At 65.3% G+C, this 24,635-nt stretch carries 26 protein-coding genes and 1 tRNA gene; 16 read left to right on the top strand and 11 right to left on the bottom strand.

What is annotated here, in order from left to right; all coding sequences use genetic code 11:
- Positions 1-21: 21 nt before the first annotated feature.
- From HMUK_RS03085 to HMUK_RS03070, 4 genes are all read left to right on the top strand, one after another.
- Positions 22-1,023, top strand: coding sequence for a glutathione S-transferase family protein (locus tag HMUK_RS03085; RefSeq protein WP_015761632.1), 1,002 nt, complete (start codon positions 22-24; stop codon positions 1,021-1,023).
- A 70-nt stretch (positions 1,024-1,093) separates the two neighbouring features.
- Positions 1,094-1,600 carry a type IV pilin gene (locus HMUK_RS03080; RefSeq protein ID WP_015761631.1) on the top strand — a complete coding sequence of 169 codons (507 nt, stop codon included), beginning with the start codon at positions 1,094-1,096 and terminating at the stop codon, positions 1,598-1,600.
- 59 nt (positions 1,601-1,659) lie between these two features.
- Positions 1,660-1,842 carry a hypothetical protein gene (locus tag HMUK_RS03075; RefSeq protein WP_015761630.1) on the top strand — a complete coding sequence of 61 codons (183 nt, stop codon included), beginning with the start codon at positions 1,660-1,662 and terminating at the stop codon, positions 1,840-1,842.
- Complete coding sequence (locus HMUK_RS03070) at positions 1,839-3,101, top strand: glycosyltransferase family 87 protein (protein WP_015761629.1); 1,263 nt, start codon at positions 1,839-1,841, stop codon at positions 3,099-3,101. The genes HMUK_RS03075 and HMUK_RS03070 overlap by 4 nt, the downstream gene beginning before the upstream one ends.
- Here HMUK_RS03070 and HMUK_RS03065 read toward each other — a convergent pair.
- Both HMUK_RS03065 and HMUK_RS03060 read right to left on the bottom strand, forming a co-directional pair.
- Entirely contained in the window at positions 3,091-3,780 is a 690-nt protein-coding gene (locus tag HMUK_RS03065; protein ID WP_015761628.1) for a carbonic anhydrase, read from the bottom strand. The two genes, HMUK_RS03070 and HMUK_RS03065, sit on opposite strands and share 11 nt — an antisense overlap.
- A gap of 170 nt (positions 3,781-3,950) precedes the next feature.
- Positions 3,951-4,145, bottom strand: coding sequence for a cold-shock protein (locus HMUK_RS03060; protein WP_018256778.1), 195 nt, complete (start codon positions 4,143-4,145; stop codon positions 3,951-3,953).
- Positions 4,146-4,678: 533 nt separating this feature from the next.
- Here HMUK_RS03060 and HMUK_RS03055 point away from each other — a divergent pair.
- The 4 genes from HMUK_RS03055 to HMUK_RS03040 are packed head-to-tail and all read left to right on the top strand — an operon-like array spanning position 4,679 to position 7,990.
- Positions 4,679-5,428: a DUF429 domain-containing protein gene (locus tag HMUK_RS03055; protein WP_015761626.1), complete on the top strand. Its 750-nt coding sequence runs from the start codon at positions 4,679-4,681 to the stop codon at positions 5,426-5,428.
- A gap of 57 nt (positions 5,429-5,485) precedes the next feature.
- Entirely contained in the window at positions 5,486-5,863 is a 378-nt protein-coding gene (locus tag HMUK_RS03050) for a truncated hemoglobin (RefSeq protein WP_015761625.1), read from the top strand.
- A 50-nt stretch (positions 5,864-5,913) separates the two neighbouring features.
- Entirely contained in the window at positions 5,914-6,726 is an 813-nt protein-coding gene (locus HMUK_RS03045; RefSeq protein WP_049940864.1) for an aldo/keto reductase, read from the top strand.
- Positions 6,727-6,775: 49 nt separating this feature from the next.
- The gene (locus HMUK_RS03040) at positions 6,776-7,990 is read left to right on the top strand and encodes a Gfo/Idh/MocA family protein (protein WP_015761623.1); all 1,215 of its coding nucleotides are present in this window, start codon (positions 6,776-6,778) and stop codon (positions 7,988-7,990) included.
- A gap of 18 nt (positions 7,991-8,008) precedes the next feature.
- On the opposite strand, the gene HMUK_RS03035 is transcribed toward HMUK_RS03040, so the two are convergent.
- Positions 8,009-8,305, bottom strand: coding sequence for a DUF7521 family protein (locus HMUK_RS03035; RefSeq protein WP_015761622.1), 297 nt, complete (start codon positions 8,303-8,305; stop codon positions 8,009-8,011).
- Positions 8,306-8,650, bottom strand: a complete 345-nt coding sequence (locus HMUK_RS03030; protein WP_015761621.1) for a winged helix-turn-helix domain-containing protein — start codon at positions 8,648-8,650, stop codon at positions 8,306-8,308.
- Positions 8,651-8,862: 212 nt separating this feature from the next.
- On the opposite strand from HMUK_RS03030, the gene HMUK_RS03025 reads away from it, so the two are divergent.
- Positions 8,863-9,207 carry a hypothetical protein gene (locus HMUK_RS03025; protein WP_015761620.1) on the top strand — a complete coding sequence of 115 codons (345 nt, stop codon included), beginning with the start codon at positions 8,863-8,865 and terminating at the stop codon, positions 9,205-9,207.
- Positions 9,208-9,221: 14 nt separating this feature from the next.
- Here HMUK_RS03025 and HMUK_RS03020 read toward each other — a convergent pair whose 3' ends face one another.
- Positions 9,222-10,256, bottom strand: a complete 1,035-nt coding sequence (locus tag HMUK_RS03020; protein WP_015761619.1) for a Gfo/Idh/MocA family protein — start codon at positions 10,254-10,256, stop codon at positions 9,222-9,224.
- Positions 10,257-10,342: 86 nt separating this feature from the next.
- On the opposite strand from HMUK_RS03020, the gene HMUK_RS03015 reads away from it, so the two are divergent.
- Positions 10,343-10,855, top strand: a complete 513-nt coding sequence (locus HMUK_RS03015; protein ID WP_015761618.1) for a hypothetical protein — start codon at positions 10,343-10,345, stop codon at positions 10,853-10,855.
- 12 nt (positions 10,856-10,867) lie between these two features.
- Here the strand turns inward: HMUK_RS03015 and HMUK_RS03010 are convergent, their stop codons facing one another.
- The 6 genes from HMUK_RS03010 to HMUK_RS02990 form a co-directional block, all read right to left on the bottom strand.
- The gene (locus HMUK_RS03010) at positions 10,868-12,241 is read right to left on the bottom strand and encodes a sulfatase (protein ID WP_015761617.1); all 1,374 of its coding nucleotides are present in this window, start codon (positions 12,239-12,241) and stop codon (positions 10,868-10,870) included.
- A 232-nt stretch (positions 12,242-12,473) separates the two neighbouring features.
- The gene (locus tag HMUK_RS16595) at positions 12,474-14,333 is read right to left on the bottom strand and encodes an NERD domain-containing protein (RefSeq protein ID WP_015761616.1); all 1,860 of its coding nucleotides are present in this window, start codon (positions 14,331-14,333) and stop codon (positions 12,474-12,476) included.
- A 112-nt stretch (positions 14,334-14,445) separates the two neighbouring features.
- Positions 14,446-15,822, bottom strand: a complete 1,377-nt coding sequence (locus tag HMUK_RS03005; protein ID WP_015761615.1) for an ATP-binding protein — start codon at positions 15,820-15,822, stop codon at positions 14,446-14,448.
- A gap of 290 nt (positions 15,823-16,112) precedes the next feature.
- Positions 16,113-16,186 (bottom strand) — tRNA-Phe (locus tag HMUK_RS03000).
- 56 nt (positions 16,187-16,242) lie between these two features.
- A complete protein-coding gene (locus tag HMUK_RS02995) occupies positions 16,243-16,737 on the bottom strand; it encodes a GNAT family N-acetyltransferase (RefSeq protein ID WP_015761614.1) in 495 nt (164 codons plus the stop codon).
- A gap of 204 nt (positions 16,738-16,941) precedes the next feature.
- A complete protein-coding gene (locus tag HMUK_RS02990) occupies positions 16,942-17,298 on the bottom strand; it encodes a hypothetical protein (protein WP_015761612.1) in 357 nt (118 codons plus the stop codon).
- A 102-nt stretch (positions 17,299-17,400) separates the two neighbouring features.
- Here HMUK_RS02990 and HMUK_RS02985 point away from each other — a divergent pair, with 102 nt between their 5' ends.
- The 6 genes from HMUK_RS02985 (at position 17,401) to HMUK_RS02960 (ending at position 24,634) form a co-directional block, all read left to right on the top strand.
- Positions 17,401-17,655, top strand: coding sequence for a DUF7573 domain-containing protein (locus HMUK_RS02985; RefSeq protein ID WP_015761611.1), 255 nt, complete (start codon positions 17,401-17,403; stop codon positions 17,653-17,655).
- Positions 17,656-17,858: 203 nt separating this feature from the next.
- Entirely contained in the window at positions 17,859-18,821 is a 963-nt protein-coding gene (locus tag HMUK_RS02980; RefSeq protein ID WP_015761610.1) for an AAA family ATPase, read from the top strand.
- The gene (locus HMUK_RS02975) at positions 18,818-19,795 is read left to right on the top strand and encodes a DUF58 domain-containing protein (protein WP_015761609.1); all 978 of its coding nucleotides are present in this window, start codon (positions 18,818-18,820) and stop codon (positions 19,793-19,795) included. Before HMUK_RS02980 ends, HMUK_RS02975 begins: the two co-directional genes overlap by 4 nt.
- Complete coding sequence (locus HMUK_RS02970) at positions 19,792-22,002, top strand: transglutaminase family protein (RefSeq protein WP_015761608.1); 2,211 nt, start codon at positions 19,792-19,794, stop codon at positions 22,000-22,002. The genes HMUK_RS02975 and HMUK_RS02970 overlap by 4 nt, the downstream gene beginning before the upstream one ends.
- Before the next feature lie 43 nt (positions 22,003-22,045).
- Positions 22,046-22,339, top strand: coding sequence for a stress response translation initiation inhibitor YciH (yciH, locus tag HMUK_RS02965; protein WP_015761607.1), 294 nt, complete (start codon positions 22,046-22,048; stop codon positions 22,337-22,339).
- Between the two features lie 285 nt (positions 22,340-22,624).
- Positions 22,625-24,634: an ATP-binding protein gene (locus HMUK_RS02960; protein ID WP_015761606.1), complete on the top strand. Its 2,010-nt coding sequence runs from the start codon at positions 22,625-22,627 to the stop codon at positions 24,632-24,634.
- The last annotated feature ends 1 nt before the right edge of the window (position 24,635 follow it).

Below are 24,635 nucleotides of genomic sequence, written 5' to 3'. Positions count from 1 at the left end.
GTAGCCCCAAGAGAGAGTACGATGAACATGCTCGTAGACGGGGAGTGGCGCACTGACGCCTATCAGACGACGAACGAGGACGGGGAGTTCGAGCGGGGCACCACGTCGTTCCGAGACCGTATCGAGGACGATCCCGACGCACGCTTCCAGCCCGAGGCCGGCCGGTATCACCTCTACGTCTGTCTGGCCTGCCCGTGGGCTCACCGAACGCTGTTGGTCCGGTCGCTGAAGGGGCTCGAAGACGCGATCTCCGTCGATTACGTCGATCCGTTCCGCGGCGACGACGGCTGGCAGTTCACGCCGGAGAAAGCCGGCTGTACCGAGGACAGCGTCAACGGCAGCGACTACCTGCGCGAGGTGTACCAGGCCGCCGACTCGGGGATGACGGGTCGCGTGACCGTTCCCGTGCTGTGGGACAAACGAGCGGAGACGATCGTCAACAACGAGTCCGAAGAGATCCTGCGGATGCTCGACACCGAGTTCGACGCGGTCGCGACCCGAGACGTGGACCTCTACCCGGAGGGCTACCGCGAGGAGATCGACCGCATCATCGACGAGATCTACGAGCCGATCAACAACGGCGTCTACCGCACCGGCTTCGCCGACAGCCAGGCGGCCTACGACGACGCCGTCGACGAACTGTTCGACGCGCTGGACCACTGGGACGCGGTGCTCGCCGACCAGCGCTACCTCGCTGGCGATCGCCTCACGGAGGCCGACATCTGTATGTTCACGACGCTGGTGCGCTTCGACGAGGTGTACCACACCCACTTCATGTGTAACCGCCGTCTCATCGAGCAGTACGACAACCTCTGGCCGTATCTGCGCGACCTGTACCAGACGCCGGGCGTGAGCGAGACGGTGAACGTGGACCACATCAAAGAGCACTACTACACGACCCACCCCGACGTGAGTCCCAAGCGGATCGTCCCGGCCGGCCCCGAGCCCGACTTCGACGCGCCCCACGACCGCGACGAACTTCCCGGCGAGCCGCCCGAGTCGCTGCTGGAAACGGCCGACTGACCTCGGCTGACCGTCTCACCGTTCGATCTCGAACGATGATTTAACCCGTTCGGGTCCGACGGAGGGAACGATGACGACCGTGGGTGGTCGAGGTGACAGAGGCGTCAGTCCCGTCGTCGGCGTGGTGGTACTGGTCGCGATCGCGGTGATCCTCGCGGCGACGATCAGCGTCTTCGCACTCCAGTTCGGTGACCGTGGCCAGGAGCCCGCTCCGTCGGTCGCGATGACGGCACAGTACGACGAACGGACGACGCCGAACGGTCAGTACTTCCGTCTCACCGTCCGGAGTGGCGACCGGATCGAGACTCGCCAGCTGTCGCTGCAGCTCCGTGGTGCCGTCGACTCGACGGGCACGTCCGTCGCGGTCGACGAGAGTGCCGATCCATTGGGGACACAGGCCGGCACGGTCCTCGATGCGGGCGACACGGTCTCGATCGGTGCGAACCAGGTGACACCGACTCCGTCGTCGGGTGCGCACCTCGATCTCAGCGACGCCGAAATCCGTCTGGTCTGGGACCCACAGGAGCCCGACCGCGAGGGGTCGGCGATCATCTGGCGCTGGGAGCCGACTCGTTGACCGGCTGGGCGGTGGTGACCACCGCAAGTATGAGGTAGATCGCCACTCTCAGAACGGGCATGGAATCCGAGGCGTGGCAGTCGGTCGACATCATCAAGAACAAGCAGGGCGAGCCCCACGTGCTCCAGCAGAAAGTCGAGGTGTACACCGCGGGCGTTACCGAGGAGTCGGCGGGGTACACGAAGCCGACGGTCGAGCACCGACTCGTCCCGTTGACGGAACTCACGAAGAACTCACAGTGACCGACGAGCGCACAGCGGTGCGGGCGACGCTCGCGGCCACGATCGTCGCGGGACTGGTCTACCTGCTCGCCGTGCCGCTGCTTCGCCCCGCACAGGTGGCGGTCGCCACCGACGTGTACTACCACGCCGGCACGACGCTGCTGGCCGGCGGGGACCCCTACGCCGTGACGCCCCCGTCCCATCCGACCTTTCACTACATCTATCCGCCGCTGGTGTTGCTGGCGTTCGTCCCGCACGTCCTGACCGGGAGCCCGCTGGGTGCGTACCTGTTCCAGACCGCGCTCACCCTCGTGACGGCTGCCGTCCTCGCGGCGGTGATCGTCCGTGCCATCGAGGACGCCGGTGTCGCGCTGGCCCGGCGGGACCGCCTGCTCGTGGGCGGGGTCGTCCTCGCCTCGGTCCACTCGGTGCCGGTGCTGGTGATGGGACAGGTGAACCTCCAGTTGGCCCTGGCGATCGCCGTCGGCGCGCGACTGCTGGCCGGTGGCCGTGAGCTGCGTGCCGGCGCGGCCTTCGCGCTGGCCGGGGCGGTGAAGCTGTTCCCGGCCGTGGTCGGGCTCTGGCTCCTGGCCCAGCGGTCCTGGCGTGCCGTCGGCGCTGCGATCGCGACCGGACTCGGGACGATCGCGGCCGGTCTGGTCGTGTTCGGCGTCGGGCCGACACGAACCTTCTTCACCGAAGTCCTCCCCGGCGAGCGGCAGGCCGAGGCCTTCTCCGGCGGTCTCGATCCGTCGGCGATGTTCGTGACGATTCGGCGTCCCCTGGCTGCACTTGCCCCGGAGCTGTCTCCCGACGCGCTCGCCGGCGTCGCACTGGCGCTGTTGGTCCCGGTCGTGCTGGCGTCGCTCCGGGACCTGCGAAGCGAGGTCGGCCGCCTGGTCGGGCTCCTCGCGACGCTGCTGGCCGCGCTCGCGTACCTGCCACTGGAGCCGTTCTACTACTCGCTGCTGTACTACCCGCTGCTGGTCGTCCTCTATCGTCTGCCGCCGGGGCGCGTCCGCGGGCTCTTTCTCGCCGGGACGCTCGGACTCTCCGCGATCGTCTCTTATCCGTCGGTCGAGCAGCTGCTGGTCGTCGCACCGCTCTCGCCCGAGACCGCCGCGACGCTAGCGGCGACGGCACGTGCGCTGTTCTCGATCGCTCAGCCGCCCCTCGTCGGCGTCGTCCTCCTCTTTGCCGGCTGCGTGTACTGGCACCACGAACACGCCGCCCGCGGGTCCGAAGCGGCCGAGCCGACGGAGCGTCCGACTACGAAGTGAGCCGCTGTGCGTACTCCTGGTCTCCCTCGTCGAGCGCTGCCCGCACCGCCTCCGGATCCGTCTCGCCGTCGTCGTTGACGAGGTACGTCCGCCCGCGCGGGCCGTCGTACGCGCCGTGGAGGTCGTAGACGAACCCGTACACCGACACGTCGTCGGGGATCTCCTCGGCGTCCTGGAGGAAGGCGACCTGTCGGTCGACGTTGTACTCGACGAGTCGGTTGACGACGGTCTCCTCGTCGGCGTCCGTGTCGACGGCCGCCAGACCGTCCGCGACGACCGAGCCCAGCGTGTCGATCCACTTCGCGATCCCGCTTGGGTGGCTGTGGCCCGACCCCGTTCCGGCGTGGTAGGCCGCTGTCACCGCTCCACAGCCCGTGTGGCCGACGACCGCGATCGTCTTCGTGCCGGTGTACTCGATCGGGTACAGGAGGTTGCCGTTGACGACCTTCTGGCCGTCGACGATGTCCCACGCCTGGTTGCCGATGTTGCTCGGCGTAAAGAGCCAGCCGGGGCCGTCGATGTCGAACATCCCCTCCTGTGAGACCCGCGAGTCGGCACAGCAGATCGAGACGGCCGCCGGGTGTTGCTCCTCCTGGACCTCGTCGAAGTAGCCCGCCGGCCGGCTCTCGACGTGGGCCCGGTTTCCCGCCAGCAGTCTCGCGCGGACGTGTTCGGACATGTTCGAACGATCTCACGACGCGCTGTTAAGTCCACTGGCGAACCGGTCGTGAGACACCGAACGGTTCCGGCGTCGCTGGCCGGTTCATAGAAACGAAAATTGCCGGAGAGACGCAGAACGGCGATTACGGCCGAGCGCGCACTCCGAGACCGCTGACGAAAGCGACCGACTTACAGTCGGGTGACGTTCGTCGCGCGGGGGCCTTTGTCGGCCTGTTCGATGTCGAATTCGATCTCCTGGCCTTCTTCGAGGTCCGGGCCGCCCACGTCTTCCATGTGGAAGAACACGTCGTCGTCAGCGTCCTCAGTTTCGATAAAGCCGTAACCGCCCGTGTCGTTGAAGAAATCAACAGTACCGGTTGCCATTGCGACTGTACGCATGAGAGGGGGACGGATAATACTTCCGAGGGTCGGTGTACCACGGACCACGGCCTCCGACGGGGCTCGTCTCACCTCCCCAGCGCCGCGCCGACGGTGGTTCGGTCCGGCACCGATCCACCACACGAGCGCTATTGTGCCGGGCCGTCGATCGCGTGTACTCAAGAGATCGGAGCAGTGTACACGTCGAAAGCCCTCGGCGCGCCTCGCCCTTTCATCCGCCAGGATCGTGGTCAGTGCCACCAGCTATGCCCTGGTGGCTGAAAAGGCGAGTACAGTTGCGGGAACCCGTATCCCGTACGTACCGACAGGAGCGCAGCGTAGATTCCGGGACCACAACTGTACGAGGGCTTTCGATGTCTCATACTACCGGCTGTAAATCTGTGAACGATTTCGCCACCCCGGAGTGGCGAAGATCTTCACGAAGTTACAGCCGGCAGTATCAACCCCAGCAGTCGCTGCGAAACTACACACTACCCGTCGCGGCGTACGTTTTTGTGTTCTCACCGCCAGGGACCGGTATGGCAGACGACGGCGTCTGGGTCGGGGCACACGTCGCCGACGGGACCTGGATCGCGGTGGCGTTCGACCGAGAGGGGTTCGACCACGCGGCGACCTTCGACGGGATCGGCGACCTCTGGTTTCGCTACGAGGACGACGCGGCCGCGATCCTCGTCGACGTGCCGATCGGACTGGTCGAGGAAGCCGAGGGCGAGCGCGAGTGTGACGAGCTGGCCCGCACTCTCGTAGGGCCGCGGTCCGACGAGATCGTCGCCCCGCCGGCACGCGAGGCGCTGCGAAAGCGGCGCTACCCCGTCGCGAACCGCACGCACGAGCGCGCGACCGGGGTGTCTCTCTCCGAGCGAGCCTTCGAACTCAGCGAGACGATCGCGACGGTCGATCAGTTGCTCCGGGAGTTCTCCGAGGCCCGTGATCTCCTCGCCGCCGCCCATCCGGAGGTCGCCTTCCTCGCGTTCGCGGGCGAGCGCATGGAACGCGACCGCCGGACCGCCGGCGGGTACGCCGAGCGCCTGCGCACGCTGGCGTCGATCGATCGGGACGCTCCGCCCGCGGTCCAGTCCGCCGCCGAGGCGATGGACGACACACCGGTCACCGTCGCCGACGTGCTCGACGCGGTGGCACTGGCCTACACGGCACTTCCCCACGAGGGACGGCTGCGTTCGCTCCCGCCTCGACCACCGCTCGACGACAACGGCCTGCCGATGCAGATCGTCTACCGGGCCGAGGCGGCGCTGGTCGAACCCGAATGACCGGCGAGAATCGCGCCGACGGACACCGTTTTCACCGTCGCTTACTGACCGGTCGGTATGCCAGAGGGAACACTGTACGAGCGACTCGGCGAGCGGGAGGGCATCCGGGCCGTCGTCGACGACTTCTACGACCGACTGATCGCCGACGAGCAGCTGGGGCCGTTCTTCGCTGACGCGGACATGGAACTGTTGCGTCGGACACAGACCGACTTCCTCTGTGAAGCGGCCGGCGGGCCGGAGACCTACGACGCCGTGCCCGTCCGCGAGGCTCACATCGACGTTCCCTTCGAACCGACCCACATCGAACGCGCCATCGAACTGCTGGAAGCGAGCCTCGACGCCTTCGACGTGCCGGCCGACGACGCCGCGGCGGTCGTCGACGCCGTCGCCGCCTACGAGGCGGAGCTGCTGGCCTCGCCCGACGAGGAGGTGTGACCGCTGGCCTGATCGACAGACGAAAGCCGCTGGAGACGCTGGTTCGGGTGATGCCACGAGACGACATGCTGCCGCTCGGTCTGGGGACCTACTCGGAGGACAACCGCGAGCAGTGGACCGACAACGTCCGCACCGCGCTCGACGCGGGCTTTCGCCACATCGACACCGCACAGGTCTACGAGAACGAGCGGTACGTCGGTGAGGGACTGCGCTCGTCGGCCGTCGATCGCGACGACGTGTGGCTCTCGACCAAGACCGTCCACCACGACGTACCTCCCGAGGCCGACCAGGTGCCCGACGCCATCGACGGCTGTCTCGACAGGCTGGGCGTCGACGCCGTCGACCTGCTGTACGTCCACTGGCCGTCCGGCGTCTACGACCACGAGACAGTTCTGCCGGCCTACGACGACGCCTACGACGCGGGCAAGACTCGCCACGTCGGGCTGTCGAACTTCACGCCCGAACTGCTCGACGAGGCGATGGACGTGCTCGACGCGCCGCTTTTCGCCCACCAGGCCGAGATGCATCCCCTGCTCCCACAGGCGGACCTCGTCGCCCACGCCCAGGCACACGACTACACGTTCGTCGCCTACTCCCCGCTGGCCAAGGGCGCGGTCTTCGACGTCCCCGAGATTCGAGAGGTCGCCGAGAAACACGACGCCACGCCCGCCCAGGTCAGCCTCGCGTGGATCACCAGCCACGACAACGTCGCCGCCATCCCCAAGGCCAGCAGTCGCGAGCACATGGAGCAGAACCTCGCCGCGCTCGATCTGGAGCTGGACGACGACGATCTCGACCTGATCGACTCGATCGACCGCCGCGAGCGCGTCATCGACGCCGACCACGGGCCCTGGAACTGGTAACGGCCGGTCGACCCTGAGCGTTTTAGTCGTTGGCTCACTGCCTTCCTGTATGACCGACTCCTTCGGCATCGGCTTCGTCAGTGCGGGTTTCATCACGCGCGAATCGCACGCGCCCAGCGTGGGGTATCTCCCGGACGTTCACGTCGCGGGGATCCAGAACCGCACGCGGGAGAACGCGGAATCGCTCGCCGACACCTGCCGCGAGGAGGGGTGGGGCGATCCGAGCGTCTACGGCGAGGACGCCGTCGCCGACCTCGTCGCGGACCCCGACGTGGACGGGCTGTGGGTGACCAGCCCGAACTTCACGCGCGTCGACGTGGTCGAGGCGGCCGTCGAGGCACTCGAAGACGGGGCCGAGCTACAGGGCATCGCCCTGGAGAAACCGGTCGCACGGAACCTTCGGGAGGCCAACCGGATCGTCGACCTCGTCGAGGGAGCGGACCTCCCCCACGCCTATCTGGAGAACTGGCCCCACGAGCCCGACATCGACAAGCTCCGGACGCTGCTGTGGGAGCAGGGCCGCGGGGCCGGCCGTCCCTACATCGCCCGATCGCAGGCCGAACACGGCGGTCCCCACTCCGGGTGGTTCTGGGACGGCCGCAAGCAGGGTGGGGGCGCGCTGACGGACATGCTGTGTCACGCGCTCGCGGGCAACGACTTCCTGCTGTCGGACCCGAACGGCGGGGACGACCTCGAACCGGTCAGCGTCTCCGCCGACACGGAGACGATCAAGTGGCAACAGGACGACTACGCCGACCAGCTCGAAGCCGACTTCGGCATCGACTTCCGGTCGAACCCGGTCGACGACTACGCCCGGACGACGGTGCGTTACGAGGACGAGGACGGCCGGACCGTCGTCTCGGAAGCGACCGGATCGTGGTGTTACGTCGGCTCGGGCGTCCGTCGGACGATCGAGCTGCTCGGGCCGGAGTACTCCGGGCAGGTGCTGTCCGACGACGAGTCTTCCAGCGTCTTCTTCTCGGACGAGCTGGGCGAGGGCGAGGGGTGGGCGGAGAAACAGACCGCCACCAGCGGGCGAATGCCCATCGCCGCCGCCGACGTGGTCACCGCGGGTTTCGTCGCCGAGAACCGGGATGCGGTGGCGGCGTTCCGAGCCGGCGAGAACGGTACGCTCGACCTCTCCGACGGCGTCCGGATCCTCCGGCTCTGTATGGCCGCGTACAAGGCCGCCGAAGACGGGGCCGACGTCGACCTGCGGGACGCCGATCTGGAGGGATACACCCCACCGCCCGCGCGGGAGTGACTGTCGGCGGTGTGACCGTCAGGGGTCCATCCGGAGCGCGTAGATGATACAGACGAGACCGACCAGTTCGAACGTCTGGATGATCGCCTGTCCTCCCGGACCGGACAGCCACGGGAACACCAGCGACAGCGCGACGACGGGGAGGGGCAACCCCAGAATGATCCCGAACCCGATCGCGAAGAACAGCATCGGTCGGCTGTCGTTGCGCCGATACCCCCTGAACGCCAGGTAGGCGATGAACAGGCCAAGCGCCGCACCGACCAGTTCGTAGCCCTGTAACAGCAGTCCGACCGTCCCGAGTGTCTCTATCGTCATCTAGATCTCCTCCACGAACCGCGTGAGCCGGTCGGCCATGTTCTCCCGACGGTCGATCGACAGTTCCAGTTCCCCCTCGACCAGCTCCACGGTCACGCTCCGGACGTTCGGCTCGTACACCGTCCGATGGTGGCCCCCTTCGGGATCGGGCCGGGTCTGTCCGACGATCAGGTCGGACGCTTCGAGCTGTTCGAGCCGACGGTAGATCGTCGGTCCTGACGCGTCACACCGCTGTTCGAGGGTACTCGCTGACATGGGTTCCTGGCTGGTTTGCGTGAGGATACGCCGCGCTGTCTCGTCTTCGAGCAGCCCCGCGACGGTCCCGACGTCGGGCTCCTCACTCACGACTGTCGGTACGCACGAGTGGACCGTAAAAAGGTTCCCGGTGCTTCAGCGCGTGAAGCACTGGTCGCGTCCCTATACTCCCGACGGACTCAGTGTGACCTACCGATGCCAGACACCACCATCGTCGATCGACACTCGGCCGACACGAAGCCTCGAACGGCACCGTCGATCCGGGACCCCGCCAGCGCCGACCCAACGGTCGTGAGCGAGCCGTGACTGTCTCTCGGCGCGCCCTCCCCGAGCTCACGTCGCTCGCACTGGTCCTCGCGACGGTCGCGTCGGGTTTCCTGCTGGCTCCGTCGCTCCCGGAGACGATGATCGTCGGCTGGCACTTCGGCCTCGACGGCGAACTCTCGGTCACCCGCGGCCCGCGGCTGCTCGGCCTGACCCTGCTCCCCGCACTGTCGGTCACGGCCTACCTCTGCCTTCGATCCACCCGCCTCCTCCTCGATCTAGAGGCTGCCGTCCGTCCGCGATACTACGAGGCGCTCGTCCACCTCGTGCTCGGCGCGCTCGCCTTCGGGCAGGCGTGGCTGCTGACCGTGAACCTCCAGTAACGTCGGTCTCGGCGTCACTCCACCAGGTCGAGTCGCTCGCCTCGCTCTGCGCTCCGCCGTGCCGTCTCGATGATCCGATGGGCCGCCCGGCAGAAGGCGGGATCGGCCGGCCCCTCCGGCTCCCGGTCGGTCTCGATCAGGTCCACGAGGTAGGTCGCCAGGTTCTCGAAGCGGTCGGGCAGCGGATCCGGCTCGACGGTGTACCCCTTGGGCCGGTCTGCGGTCGTCACGCGGATCGCCGCGTCGGGGTGGCGCGTGCTGACGGTCCCCTCGGTCCCGACGATCTCGTACCCCTTCACCGGCTGGGGCTGGATCTCCCAGGGGTTGGTGAGCAGCCGCCAAGAGGTCTGGAGCGTCGACAGCCCCTCCTCGTACCGGCAGATCGTCGAGCTCTGTACGTCGACGTCCATCCCCTCCGGGACGTACCGCTCGGCGGTCACCGACTCGGGGAGCTCTCCGCCGCGAAACCACGTCGAGAACGTCGCACCGTAGCCGAGGTAGTCGAGCATCGATCCGCCGCCGTCCTCGGGATCGTAGAACCAGCTGTCGTCCGGGGGCGCGCCAGCGTTGCCCCCGTAGTACTGGACCTCGATCACGTCGCCGACGGTGCCACTGGCGACGAGCTCCTCGACGGTGTGTTTCACGGGGTCCCACATCACCGGCCAGTTGACGACGAAGCGCCGGTCCGTGTCGGCCATCGCGTCGAGCATCCGGTCGGCGTCGGCGAGGGTGACGGCCATTGGCTTCTCGATGGCGAGGTGTACGTCGTAGGCCGCGACCCGCTCGACGAACGCGGCGTGTTTCGAGTTGCGCGGGCAGCCAAACACCACGTCCGGTGCCGTCGCTTCGAGACACCGCTCCAGATCGTCGTAGACGTCGTCCCCGGTGAGCCCGCACTCTTCGACGGCCGTCTCAACGGAGCCGGTCGAAGTCTCCGGCTCCTCGTCGCAGACGGCGACGACCTCCATCTCGGGGTGGTCGTGGGCCCAGCCGAGATTCGTGTTCATGTGCATCTGGTCGAAGTTCGCGCCGACGACCCGGTATGTCATACTCGATCATCAGTGCGGGACGGCAAAAGGATTGTGCGCGCCGGTGTCACACCACGTTCTTGTGGGACGGTCACAATACACTCTGTATGCTTCGTCGCCTCCGCGAGAACGGTCCCGTCGTCCTCGTGCCGCTGGCCTGGACGTTCGCGATCGCCGCACATCTGGACGTGCTGGCGCTTCGGACGGTCCTGATCGCTCACCTGGTGATGGACGCCGTCCTCGTCGCCTTCACCGTGCTCTCGTGGTCGGAGATGCGCCGCGGCGTCTTGCGCGCGTGGCGACTCGTCTTGCTCGTCGGGCTCGCGCTCACTCTACTCGGGACGACCGGTCTCTTGCAGACGCCGCCCGCGTCGTCGCTGCTGTGGCTCACCGTCGTCGGCTGGCTGCTCGTCCCCGCCGCCGGACTGGCCTACACGGGCCGCCACGTCGACCGCTCGCCGCTGGCGTACACGGGCGGTGCGGTCCTGAGCGTTCTCGGCGCGATCGTCTACGTCGCGGGGACCGTCGTGAGCGGTGATCCCCTGGTGCTGGTCGCCGGCCTCGCCGTCGCTGGCGTCGGCCAGACCGCGGGGATCGTCGCCGCGGTCCGGGACTACTGACACCGCCCGCCCTCACAGGTACCCCATCTTCTCCAGGTGATCGCTGACGTGATCGTCCAGCTCCGTGGTTCGACTCGTATCGGGGAGCGGTTCGAGCGTCTCGTCCAGACGCTGGGCCAGTGCCGCCTCGCGCTCGTCGTCGGAGACCTCGACCTCGCCGTCGCCGGTCAGGCGATACAGCGTCGCTTCGCCGACTGTCGGTCGGATCAGCTTGTGCGTCTCGGTCCGGACCGCCTGCAAGCCCCTGTCGTAGGCTTCGAAGCTGTCGTACTGCTGGAGCCGCTCGCGCAGCGGCGGATACGGCCGGTCGTACTCCGCGAAGACCGCGTCGCGGTCGTCGTCGCCGGTCAGTGCCCGGCCGTCGACCTCGTCTGGCACCGCGACGCCGGCCCACTCACAGATCGTCGGGACGAGATCGACCAGCGACACGAGCCGGTCCGACACCGTCCCGGGAGCCGGCGACGGCCGGTCGCCCTCGGGCCACTTGACCAGCAGCGGGACGTTGAGCAGCTCCTCGAACAGCGAAAACTGGTGGTAGGCCAGCCCGTGCTCGCCGAAGTGCTCGCCGTGGTCCGCGGTGACGACGACGAGCGTGTCGTCGTAGACCCCCTGCCGTCGCAGACAGTCGAACAGCTCGCCCAGCAGCGCGTCCACGTACCTGATCTCGGCGTCGTACCAGCACTCCACGAGCTCCCACTCGGTCGGCGACATCGTCACGTCGCCCAGGATGTACTCGTATCCCTCGTCGTCGCCGACCTTCCGGGCCGCCGTCTCGTCGACCGCGTCCCAGTCGTCGAAGCGCTCCTCGAACGGCGCTCTGAACTCCTCGGGTGGCCTGTAGGGCGCGTGTGTCGCGTTGAAGTTGATGAACCCGAAGAAGGGGCCGTCGGCTCGCCGAACCTGCGTTTCGAGCTTGCGCCGCTGGAAGTCCGAGATGTCGTAGCCGTCCCGGAAGTACCGCGGGAGAAACCGGAGGAAATCCAGGCTGGGCTCGTACATCGTGTCCATGAACCGCGGCAACGCGAGGATGTCGTGGTAGTAGTCGAATCCGCGGTCGAACTCCTGCTCGATGCTGGTGTGGTGGGAGTTGCTGAACCCGAACGTCGCGTACCCCGCCGCCGAGAGCAACTCGGCGACGGTCGCCCCGTCGTACTCTCCCAGCGGCTGCGTGCCGAAACTCCCGTGCCCGGACGGATATCGACCCGTGAACATCGACGCGTGGGAGGGCGGCGTCCACGGTGCCGGCGCGATCGCCTGCTCGTAGCGGGTCCCGGCCTGGGCCACCGCGTCCAGCTCCGGCGTCGTCGGCCGGTCGTAACCGTAACACGAGAGGTGGTCCTTCCTGGTCGCATCGAGCACGACGAGCAAGACGTTCGGCGATCCCATTACGCGTCCCTTTTCGGCCGTCCGTCATACAAACTTCGCTCGTGGCCGGCGGTCGTAGGACCGCCGACGTGCGCGGAACCGATGCGTTTGACCGGATGGATCGCTCGCAGTACGCACTGCGACAGCAGCAATCACCGTCTGGGTTCGAGGGAGGGGCTCTATCGCGATATGGCAGGTCGCGTGTCGTGGTTCTTGATGAACTGGGACAAAACTGCAGTACTAATATCGACGTTTAAAGGCGAGGAATATCTTCATTGGGTAGCCCATCGATATCCGATTCGTAAGTCCGGTCGAGATGACTACCTGAATCGATAATATCGATCAGGCATTCTGATGGTGCCTCAGGAAATGAAAGATTGCTATCAAGGTATGCACCGACGTAGTCCAGTTCGTCTACGCTAAACACCCGTCCCTGCTCTGCTACGGCCACTCGACGTTCGAGATAATCCAAAAATCCACTGCTCCCTTGGACATGCCGACATATTGTTTGAAAACTGTATAAATCAGTGACAAATGGAAGCTCATTATTGAACTCTACAGCGTCGGGGTATAATGTAGTTCCAACTGCGTTGAGAGAACGGGCTAAGATCACTCCGGGAATATATGAGTCAAAATCATCATCCGACAACTGTCTTGTCCCATAGCCAGTTTTGATTTCGTCTATTTCACCTTCTCGAATCGCATTAATCAGTTTCGTAGCCTGCTCATATGGACCAGAAATAATATCTGAGAGATTTGCTTGAATCTCATTAAAATCCCCGAATGGGCCTTTCCTTGTCTCCAATTTTGGACCTCTAGTCTTACACTCAAGTACAACTAAAGTATCATCGTATATCAAGACAAAATCTGATTCTCCATCTTTGTAATCGTATTCGGCACTATGGATTATTTCCACATTTTCGTCTGAGATTCTGTCCAGACATTCAAGAACCCAGATTTCGTTCCCTTCCCCTATCAGTTCATCCGCTTCATCTTTATATTCTGAATCTAAAAGCTCGTAATAGGGCCTTGTTGAGAGAGAATAATACAACGAATTTGAAGGTCCATGATATATTTTTCCCTCTCGATCAACAAGAATTGGATATTCATGTAACGGATTATGGTCAAAAGGATAATCAAATTTATTAATGGAACCAGATAAATCTGCCGGATCACTCTTGTATTCTCCAATCGATATTCCAAATTCTTCCAAGAAAGTGTCATATGGCACTGTACTAGAATTCAGCGCTTGCTTCACAGCTTCTTTTTCGATACCTACTTTTTTGACATGGGACGATAAATTACCAAATAGGACATCCTTCTCTTCAGAAAAGCCATCGGAATTATTGATTGGATCTAACCTCTGTCTATCGTATTCCAATACAAGACGGAATAATTCTTTATCTGGTTTTTGCTTACTAAGAACCTCAGAATGAGAGATGATGTCTGATTGAGCTCCTTTTTGAATTAGTCCTTGTAGAGCCTGTAGGATTGTTTGCTGAATATGCTGCCCCATTACTTCTCCCAAGAGATCGGCAGACAGAATAGAGTCTGTCACAGATATGTCTAATATATCCACAATATAATTATCGCACTTCCCCAGAACTCTCCGAGCATATTCTCGTCTTTGCCGACCATGTACAAATGGACCCGTAGATATTTCTTTTTCCATCAATTGGATTTGTATAAATGATTGTTGCTTTTCTTCGATTGTCTCTGCATCATCCAGATTTTTCAAATTTTCAAACCGAAGCCTATCCTCCACAAGCGAGAGCGCATCTATAACATCATAGAACCCAATATCAGTGTTACCTGAAGTCGGTTCGATAGTTGTACAAACGCCAAACAGGTACTCCACCATTGCTGGCGGGATTCCAGTGTCAATATTTAGAGAATGCAATATCGCAGAACGAATCGTTTCGTGTAATGACAATTCCTTTATGATATTTAATGATCCGGCTTTTGAGATAGTCTTGCGCAACTTTTCGACAGCATCTTGTAAAGAATCAATATTATTATTAGATAATCGATTCCGGGTCAGGTCATATCTTGATTGAAAACTTGATCCTGTACCTATCCGTTTTAGTTTGACTGGTTCGTAATTATGCTCCATATCTCCTAAACATTGGACACCGCATATAATACTTAAGAGAACTTATCACCCTGCGATCTATTCCAAGACACAATAAAAAAGGAACTCAGATATAGTACGATCACACTGCCTGCTACGCTTTCCGGAACTTGCCGTCCATTAGATGAATCCTTCCCGCCTCCTTCAGAATTTCAATATCGTGCTTGAGTAACTGTTGGTCGAATTCCACTCTCTGAGCAATCTCTTCCACTGTCGCCCCATCCAGTTCCTCTACAATAGCCAGAATTGTCTCACGCCGTTCTCGTTGACTTTTCGACTGTCCTGTCTCGATAATATCTGCATCAAACTCACCTTCCTCAGGATTGTACCCCACCTGCTTCATCGACTTCGTCACAAGCATAATTGCCCTCTCTACATCCTCAATCTCCACGATATCCGAAAGCCGAACCCGTGCACTGGACTCTGCCAGCCGCTGTATGGCCTCGACCTTCCTGAACGTCAGCGGAATCGGCGAATCGTCATCTTGTTCACCAGCACTCGCTCGGAACTCGACAAAGAACTGCTTCAGTCGCTCCGCAACCTCCTCATCCTCGATGATCGGACGGCAGGTCTGCTTGGCGTAAGCAACGTAGGCCCGCATCACCGCTCGATCGATCGCCGGTTCGACCCGTTGCTGTTCCTCGTCACTCAGCTCCTCCCCACGGGTATGCCGACCGGCAGCCTGCCGACTCTGGAGCATGTACTCGACGACTTCGGCGTCGTCTTCCCGATCGGGCTGATCGGACATCATGAACATCAGGTCGAACCGGGAGAGGAGCGTCGGCCCCATGTCGATCTGTTCGCCCTTCGGACGGTAGCGCTCGAAGCGGCCGTTCTTCGGGTTCCCTGCCGCCAGTAACGAGGTGCGAGCGTTCAGCGTGGCGTTGATCCCCGCCTTGTTGACGTGGACCTGCTGGCTCTCCAGAGCGTCGTGCATCGAGGACACTGCATCGGACTGCATCTTGTCGATCTCGTCGACGCAGGCGATCCCGCCGTCGGCCAGCACCAGCGCACCGGCTTCCAGCCCCCATTCTGTATCTCCGAAGTCGTCAGCGACCGCCGCCGCGGTCATGCCTGCCGCCGTCGCACCCTTCCCCGAGGCGTAGGTCGACCGCGGTGCGATCTGATCGACGTAGCGGAGGAACGTGGACTTCCCACAGCCGGGGTCCCCGAGTAGGAGCATGTGCCAGTCGCCGCGGTCGCGGCTTCCGTCGGGATACTCGTGTGCCCAGCCGCCGAAGAGCTGCAGCGCGATGGCTTCGATCTCCTTGCGGTGCTCGTCGGCGTCGACATCGTCGTAGTCGCTCTCCTCTTTCACCACCGCTCGTGCGTCCAGTCGCGCGACTTCCGCTTCGAGTTCGTCGACTCGCTCGTCGCGCGCGTCCAGCTCGTCCTCTAACTCGTCTCGTTGCTCTCGCTCGTCGTGTCGTTCCTCGCGGAGCCCCGAGACTTGCTTCGAGAGTGCGTCCATCCGTGCAGACAGCGCCTGACCGTAGTTTCGAGGCTCTCTTCCCTGAGGTTCGCGTCGGGAGAATCGACTCCGTCGTCGCGTTCTACGGGGTCGGAATCGGTCACGCTGACCACCCCCGGACAGACCCCCGGCTAAGGGGGAATGTCGTTCCGGCATGTAAACCGAGAAGGGTATGCCGCCTCCCGGATTGTGAACTACGCCCGAGACCCTGCTCGCTCCGCTCGCAGAATCTCGGTCTAGTTCAAATCCGCTCGGGAGCATTTTCACTGCTCCCTTCGGTCGCAGGAAAATGCCGCCTCCCGGATTTGAACCGGGGACAGCCCGATCTTCAGTCGAGTGCTCTCCCAGTCTGAGCTAAGGCGGCGCGCATTCGGGACGACGCCGAGGGTATCAAAAAGGATTTCGAAAGCGCGCGGCGACTCACAGCGGTCGTTCGTAGGTCACTTTGTCGACAGGAACCTCGGCGAGCGTGATCTGCTGGCGGTCGGCGAGGGTCGCGCCGTGGCGCTCGTAGAACGTTCGTGCTCGGTCGTTGGCCGCGAGCACGCGGATCTGGAGCCGTTCGGGGCCGCGCTCTCGGAGCCGGTCGGTGAGGGCGACGAACAGTCGGTGTCCGATGCCCGCGCCCCAGCGGTCGGGCTGGACGTAGATCGCCGACAGGCCGGCGAGGTCGGCTTCGATCTGGCCGCCGAAGGCGTACCCGACGACGCCGTCGTCGACCGCGACGAGGTAGGCGGTCGCGTCGTTCGCGATGCCGTCGGCGACGACCGACTCGGCGTACCACTCCTCGACCGTCGCGTCGACGGCTTCGGGGCCGAGGACGGGGTCGTAGGCGGCGTGCCAGGTTTCTCGGGCGACGCGTTGTATCGCCGAGATATCGTCGTGTTCGGCGGGGCGAACGTGACCATCGCTCATCGCTTGGTCGGGCGTCGGCAAAACTGTCGGGGATCAGGGCAGAAAGAGGTCGGCGGTGTCGAACTCGCTCCCGCAGTCGTCACACTCGTAGTCGGTGCCGTTGGTCGTGGAGACGTGGCCGCCGCAGTTCGGGCACGTAGAGCCGTCGATCATCACCCGTGGTACCCGGTACCACGACAAAGCTCTTTCGGCCGCCGCCGTCCGTCACTCGGTCGTCGGACGGCGACCGCTCGCCAGGAGCACACAGAGCAGGGCGAAGTAGGTGACCAGTCCCCAGGACAGCGCCGCCACGACGAGTGGCCCGGCGAGCGCGTAGCCGGCCAGTCCAACGGCGAGGAGCCCGCCCGCCGAGCCCAGCTGGATCGCCGGGCGCGTCCACAGGCGCGCGACCGCCGTCGATCGCAGGAACGCGACTTCGACCAGTAGCGCCACCGCGACGCCGCTGGCGATCGCCGCCGGGGCGGTGAGCGCGTCGACCGCTCGTTCGGCGACCAACAGCGCGAGCAGTCCGGCCGACGCGAGGGCGGCCAGCAGTGCGTCTCGACGTACTGTCGCGGGCACGTCTCGTCGGAGGTCGTCGGGGCCGAAATCGCTGTCGGCGGGTCCGGGCGCGGTTCGGTCCCCACCGACAGGTCCAATGTTCGCCCGTCCCAACGGGTTGGTATGAGTGACGACGCCTCGCTGACGGACTTCGTCGGCGACGCCACGGACGACGAGCCCCGAGACGAGTCGTCGACGAGTGGGAACGAGCAGGCGGGCGACGACGGCGGTCGGGTGTCACCGGACGGCGTCGAGCCGGCAGTGACGACGGCGGCCTGGTCGCCCGACGGCGAGCCCTGCTGCCGGTGTGGGGCCTCGGTTTCGTACCGCTGGCAGGGCGAGGACGGGCTGGTCTGTCCCGACTGCAAGGAGTGGTAGCTCGACGGTCTGGCGGACCGTGTCGTCTGTCTGCGGTCGTATGCGTGTCGTGGTAACAGGCAGCAGTATTACAAGCGCTGATCCCTAAGGAGGGGCCACGACCGGCATCGCGCCCGGCGACGGCAGTCCCAGGCCGTCCGCCGACGGGGCCACTGCCGGGGCGTGGTCCCGTGACAGCGCGCCTGCGGTGGACACTGACAACAATGACAGATACCGACACATCACGAGGGTCCCACTCCGACTCTGCCCTCGGCGAGGCGAACCGAGTCGCGACCCAGGTCATCGAGAACGTCGAGCGGGTCATCGTCGGCCACCACGAGGAGATCGAGCACATCCTGACCGCGATGCTGGGGCGGGGCCATATCCTACTGGAGGACGTTCCCGGCGTCGGCAAGACGATGCTGGCGAAGGCCGTCGCGGCCTCCTTCGACGGTAGCTTCAAGCGCGTCCAGTTCACGCCGGATCTGTTGCCGTCGGACGTGACGGGCGTCAACGTGTACAACCAGCAGACCGAGACGTTCACCTTCCAGGAGGGACCGATCTTCGCGAACGTCGTCCTGGGCGACGAGATCAACCGCGCGCCGCCCAAGACCCAGTCGGCGCTGCTGGAAGCGATGGAAGAAGAGCAGGTCACGGTCGACGGGGATACGCGGGACGTGCCAGATCCGTTCACCGTCATCGCGACCCAGAACACCGTCGAGCAGAACCGGACATACGCGCTCCCGATGGCGGAGCTGGACCGCTTCATGAAGAAGCTCCACCTCGGCTACCCCAGCGCCGACGACGAGGCGGCCATGCTCGCTCGCGTCGTCAGCGACCACCCGATCGAGCGCCTCTCGCCGGTCGCCAGCGTCGAGGAGTTTCGCCGGGCTCAGCGGACGGTCTCGGACGTGACGATCGAAGCGCCGCTTCGCGAGTACGCGACGCGGCTGGCACGCTACACCCGCGAACACGGCCAACTGGGCGTGAGCCCGCGCGGGAGCATCGCGCTCTTGCGGGCGGCACAGGCCCGCGCGGTACTGGACGGCAGAGACTACGTCGTCCCCGACGACGTGCGCGCGGAAGCACGCGTCGTGTTGCCCCACCGCATCCGAACCGACACCGCCGAACAGACCGGCGCGGGGCTGGTCCGGACGGCTCTCGACACTGTCCCGATCGAAGAATGAGACCGACACGCCGCGGCGCCGCGACGCTCGCCGTCGTGGGACTGGCAGTGACGATGGCGTGGCTGTCGGGCCCGCGGTCGCTAAACGCCGTCGCCGCGCCGCTGTCGATCGCCCTCGCGGTCGGCGCGCTCCAGGTGACACGGGCGGGGGCACCGACGGTCGAGCGCAGCCAACCCCGTCGTGGCTTTCCCGGCGAGTCCCGGACCGTCTCGCTGACGGTCGAGGGACGCGGCGTCGCGACGATCACCGAGGGGCTCGCCGACGGCCTGTCGGCGGCGGCCGAATTCGAGCGGACGCTGCCGGCGACGGTCAGCTACGACCTCAGGTACGACGCACGCGGGGTCTACGAACTCTCCCGGACGACCGTCGCCGTCCGGGACGTGCTCGGGCTGGTCGAACAGCGCCACGAGGTCACCGAGCGCACGGAGGTCGTCGTCTATCCGGCGGTCTACTCACTGGGCGGCGCGACCTTCGAGCGGACGCTGGGACTGGACAGCGGCCAGCGCAGCGAGTTCGACCGACTCCGCGAGTACGTGCCCGGCGACTCGCTGCGAGACGTCCACTGGAAGTCGAGCGCCAAACACGACGACCTGCTGGTGACGGAGTTCTCCGATCCCGTCGGCGGCGAGGGGATCTCGATCGCGGCACGGTCGACCGAGGGTCACGCCGACGAGATGGCCGCTGGCGCGGCGACGGTCCTCGTCGGCGCGCTCCGAGCGGGGCTGACCACCGCGATGACGGTCCCGGCCGGTTCGATCGAGGCGGGCGGCGGCCAGCGCCACCGCCAGCGGGCGCTCGAACTCCTCGCGCGGACGAGCAGCGGCGACGTCGACGAGACCGCCTGGAACCGGGCCGACGTACGCGTCCGTGCCGACGCCACGGGCGTGACCGTCTCGCTCGGCGACGCCGTCCACGAACTGACGGAACTGACGACCACGCGCGACAATCCGCTGGTCGCGGAGGGTGTCTCGTGAGCACGGCAGGTCGGCTGGGGCTCGGCTGGCCCGCCGTCGACGGCGTCCCCGGACGGACCCGGACTGCGGCGCTGGTCGCGGTCGCGGCGATGCTCCTCTCGACGCTGCAAGTGCTGTACTTCTTCATCGACGTGGTCGGGCTCCCGTCGCGGTTTCTGGCGGTCGTCGCCGCCTCGCTGGTCGCCGCGACGGTGCTGGCCCGTCTCCTGCCCCCGCGCAGTGCCGTCGCGCTCGGCGGCGTCCTCCTGTTGGTCGGGCTCTGGTGGTACGTCCAGCAACTGAGCGGCTCGCCGCGGATCGGGGAGTTGCTGACCGACACGCTCTCCTTGCTGACTGGCAACACGCTCCTGCGGATCACCAACATTCGGGCGTGGGTGCTCGGTGTCACGCCCGCGCCCACCTTCCTGACGTGGTACTTCGCGATGCGACGCCGCTATGCCCTGTCCGTCGCCGCGGCGGGCGGGACGCTGGGGTTCCTGGTCCTGACCGGCGACGCCGACCTGCTGACGACGCTGTCGGGCGTCGTCGCCGCGGTGGCGGCGCTTGGCTTTGGCGACTTCGACCGCCGCGGCGAACCGATCGTCGACGCCGAGACGATCCTCGTGACGGCCGCGCTGATGGTCGTCGTCCCGTCGCTGGTGTCGGTCGTCCCCGCCACTGCGGGGCTGTCGCTGAACGTCGACGGCACCGGCTCGGACACGGTCGAGGCGAGTCTCCTCCAGAGCGGCGACCAGCTCTCGGTCCAGGGCTCGATCAGCCTCTCGCCCGAGGTCCGCTTTACCGTCACCAGCAGCGAGCCTCGTTACTGGCGGATCGGGAGCTTCGACCGGTACACCGGTGACGGGTGGGTCAGTCAGACCAACAGCCGCGCGTACGGCGGTGACCGACTCGACGAGCCGCCCGGCCCGACCCGGATCGTCGAGCAGCGCTTCCGGGCCGAAACGGACGCCGGGGTGATGCCGGCGGCCTGGAAGCCGATCCAGAGCCGTGGCAACCCCGCCACACGCGTCGGCGGCGACGGGGGCCTCGCGACCGGCGCACCCATTCGAGAGGGCGACAGCTATCGCGTCACCAGTGCCGTCCCCGCGGCCACGCCCGCCCAGCTCAACGACACCACGCGTGCCTACCCCGCGCGAGTCAACGAGACGTACACGCAACTGCCCGCGAGCACGCCCGACCGCGTCGGCGAGCGGACCGAGCGGCTCACACGCGACGCGCGTACGCCCTACGAGACGGCGCTGACGATCGAAAACTGGCTGGAGAACAACCGCGAGTACTCGCTGGACGTGCGCCGTCCCGACGGTAACGTCGCCGACGCCTTCCTCTTCGAGATGTCGGCCGGCTACTGCACCTACTACGCGACGACGATGGCGACGATGCTGCGGACACAGGACATCCCGGCGCGGATGGCCGTCGGCTACACGTCCGGCGAACGGGTCGCCGAGGATCGATGGGTCGTGCGCGGACAGAACGCCCACGCCTGGGTCGAGGTCTACTTCGAAGAGTACGGCTGGGTCCGGTTCGACCCGACGCCGGCCAGCGACCGAGAGAGCGCCCGCGACCGGAACGTCGAGTCGGCCCGCGAACGAGACCGCCCGTCCGTCGACACCAACGAGAGCGGCGGCCCGGAGTGGTCGCCGACGCCGACGGCGACCCCACAGCCGCTCACGCCGGTCGACAACGATACCGACGCCGGGGGAACGCCGCTCGGTCCCCAGAGTCGTCCCGGCGTCAACCCGGAAGACAGCATCTCGACCGCGACGCGGGTCGGCGAGTCCCCCACCGACACTGTCGGTGCGACGACGGACCGGCCCGGCCCGACCAGTTCGCTGCCGTCCCGTCGGGAGGCGGCACTGGGACTGCTCGCGATCGTCGGGACCGTGATCGGCGTGCGCCGGAGCGATCTGGGCCGGCGCGTCTACCGGGGCGTGTGGCTCTACTACCAGCCCCGGTCGACCCCCGAGCGAGACGCCGAGCGGGCCTTTCAGCGGCTCGTGTACCATCTGGGGCGCGAACACGACCGGCCGCGCCGTGCCGAGGAGACCGTCCGAGCGTATCTCGACGCCGTCGACGCCGACGAGCGCGCACGCGAGGTGGCATCGATCAGAGAACGGGCTCGCTACGCCGGCACGGTCGACGAGGCGGCGGCCGATCGGGCCGTCTCGCTCGTCGACGAGATCGTTCGCTCGCGTGGCACGGCGAAATAACCCCGACAGTATTTAATACGTTGATTTCGTAGCCCGCAGTGTAATGTCGGAAGTCTGCTCGACGTGCGGGCTCCCTGAGGAACTCTGCGTCTGCGAAGACGTGGCCAAGGAGTCTCAGGAGATCAACATCCGCATCGACGAGCGCCGTTACGGTAAGGAGGTAACGATCATCGAAGGGTTCGATCCATCGGACGTGGACATGGACAGCCTGTCGTCGGATCTCAAGTCCAAGTTCGCCTGCGGCGGGACCGTCGAGGACGGTCAGATCGAACTCCAGGGGAACCACACGGGTCGCGTCGAGGACTTCCTGCGCGATAAGGGATTCAACGTCGCCTGACACCGGACTACTTCTCGCCGGGCCCGCACGGCGAGCGCAGCGGGTGCGTTCGTGGCGACCGTCTCGGTCGCCCTCGTCTTTCGCCCGTCTCGCACTGCCTGTCACAGTGGCGTCGCTGTCGCCGTCACGGATTCGGGTCGGCGTTCCGGGCCGTCATCGACGGACGCTGCACCTCGTTTCCGGTCCGTTTCAGAACGAGAATCCTTCATACTACGTCCGATTATCGAAAGAAAAGCTGGGAATTAAGACGCGTCGGCTGGTGCTCTCACTCGGAACTGGTGACTGATGGACGACTTACTGAGTGACCCGACCACGGTTCTCGTGGTCGGCGGACGCGAGCGGGCGGTGGCTCAAGTCCGGTCTGGCTCGGCGGGTTCGTTCGACGAGGTCGTCGTCGTCGTCGACAGCGTCGAGGCCGCACTCGCGACGCTGTCGGACCGCCGCGACGTGGGTTGCGTGCTGGTGACGGCAGCCCCGACCGACGCGTCGGTCGTCGAGGCGTGTGAACGGATTCACGCGGTCGACGAGCACCGCCCCATCCTCCTGTCGCTCGATGACTCGGCCGGTCGGACGGCAGCACGCGCCACGCAGGTCGGTGCGAGCGAGATCGTCCTCGACGAGGACGACCTGCCCGATCGCCTCGCCGCCGCCGTCGACCGGTACGAACGCCGCCGCGACCAGGCCGCTGAGAGTAGCATGTTCAGGGCGATTCTCGACGGCGTCGAGGGCGCGGTGTACGTCAAGGACCGCGCGGCTCGTCACCTCCGCAAGTCGACGAGTCCGGGCGATTTCAGCTCCGAGGAGTTCATCGGCAAAACCGACGTGGAGGTGTACGGAGAGTCGGACAACACCCTCGCGTCCTACGAGGACGATCTCCGGGTCATCGAGGAGGGCGAACCGATCTACGACAAGGAGGCGAGTTACACGACGCCCGACGGCACCCACTGGTCGTGGACGACGAAACTGCCCTGGAAACACGACGGCGAGGTCGTCGGACTCGTCGGCTGGACTCGCGATGTCACGGAGATCGTCGAGCGACGCGAGCGCCTGAAGTGCCAGGACGAACGGATGGAGGAGTTCGTCCGGTCGATCCGACACGACGTGAAGAGCCCCATTCAGATCGCCAGCGGCCGGATCGCCCTGGCCCGCGAGACCGGCGACGTGACGACGCTCGAACAGGCCAGCGAGGCGATCACGCGCATCGACGAGATCCTCGACGATCTCACGCAGACGGTCCTGGAGAACTCGTCGCTCTCGCCCGAGGGGGTCGGCGTCGGACAGTCGAGTCCGGTGTCGCTGTCCGACCTCCTCGAGGACGTGTGGGAACTGGTCGGCTTCGACGCCGCGTCGCTGGAGATCGAGTTCGGGGCGGACGCCGTCGTCAACGCGCCTCGGTCGAGCATCCGGCCGGTCCTCGAAAACCTGCTCAAGAACGCGGTCGACCACGGCTGCTCTGGCGTGACCGTCCGCGTCGGGCCGCTGCCATCCGGCGGGCTGTACGTCGCCGACGACGGCCCCGGCATCCCCGAGGCCGAACGCGAGCGCGTCCTCGAAGACGGGTACACGACGACCAGAACCGGCACCGGAACGGGGCTGAGCATCGTCACGAACATCGCCGAACAGCGCAACTGGGAGCTCTCTCTCACGGAGAGTTGGGCCGGTGGGGCCCGCGTCGAACTCCGGAACGCGCTCGTGGTCTCCGATCCCTCGGTCGTGCCGACCGCCGAAGAGACGTTCTCGCTCACCGACGGGATCGATGTCGGGGACGTGATCGTCGCGGGCGAGTCGACGCTGGAGGGCGACGAGTGGCACGTCTCCGGCTCCGGGAAGAACATCTACGGCGAGTGGAACGAGTTTCACTTCCGCTGTGCCAGCGTCGACGGGCCGGTCCGGATCGAGGGGCAGTTCACCGACCTCGACGGTGCCAACGAGTGGAGCACCGCCGGGCTGATGATCAGAGACGGACTCGACGACGAGGCGTCGTACGGACACGTCGGGCTCACCGCGGGCCACGGGACGAAAATCGACTGGCGGACGAGCCGAGGGGAGGGCGGGACGACCCGCCACCTCGAAGAGTCGTCGCTCGATGCCCCGTGGTACCGCCTGGACCGGGTCGGGGACACGCTGACGATCTACTGCTCGACGGACGGTCGGTCGTGGCGGCCACTCGACCAGCGCCGCGTCGAGCTGACCGACCCCGTCCGGGTCGGCACCACGGTCTGTAGCGTCCAGCCCGAAGAACTGGCCCGGTCGACCGTCGAACACCTCACCGTCACGCGTCTCGACCCGGAGTGAC

It is taken from the genome of Halomicrobium mukohataei DSM 12286, from assembly GCF_000023965.1.
Lineage (GTDB): Archaea > Halobacteriota > Halobacteria > Halobacteriales > Haloarculaceae > Halomicrobium > Halomicrobium mukohataei.
This window is presented reverse-complemented; position numbering and strand designations above follow the sequence as displayed.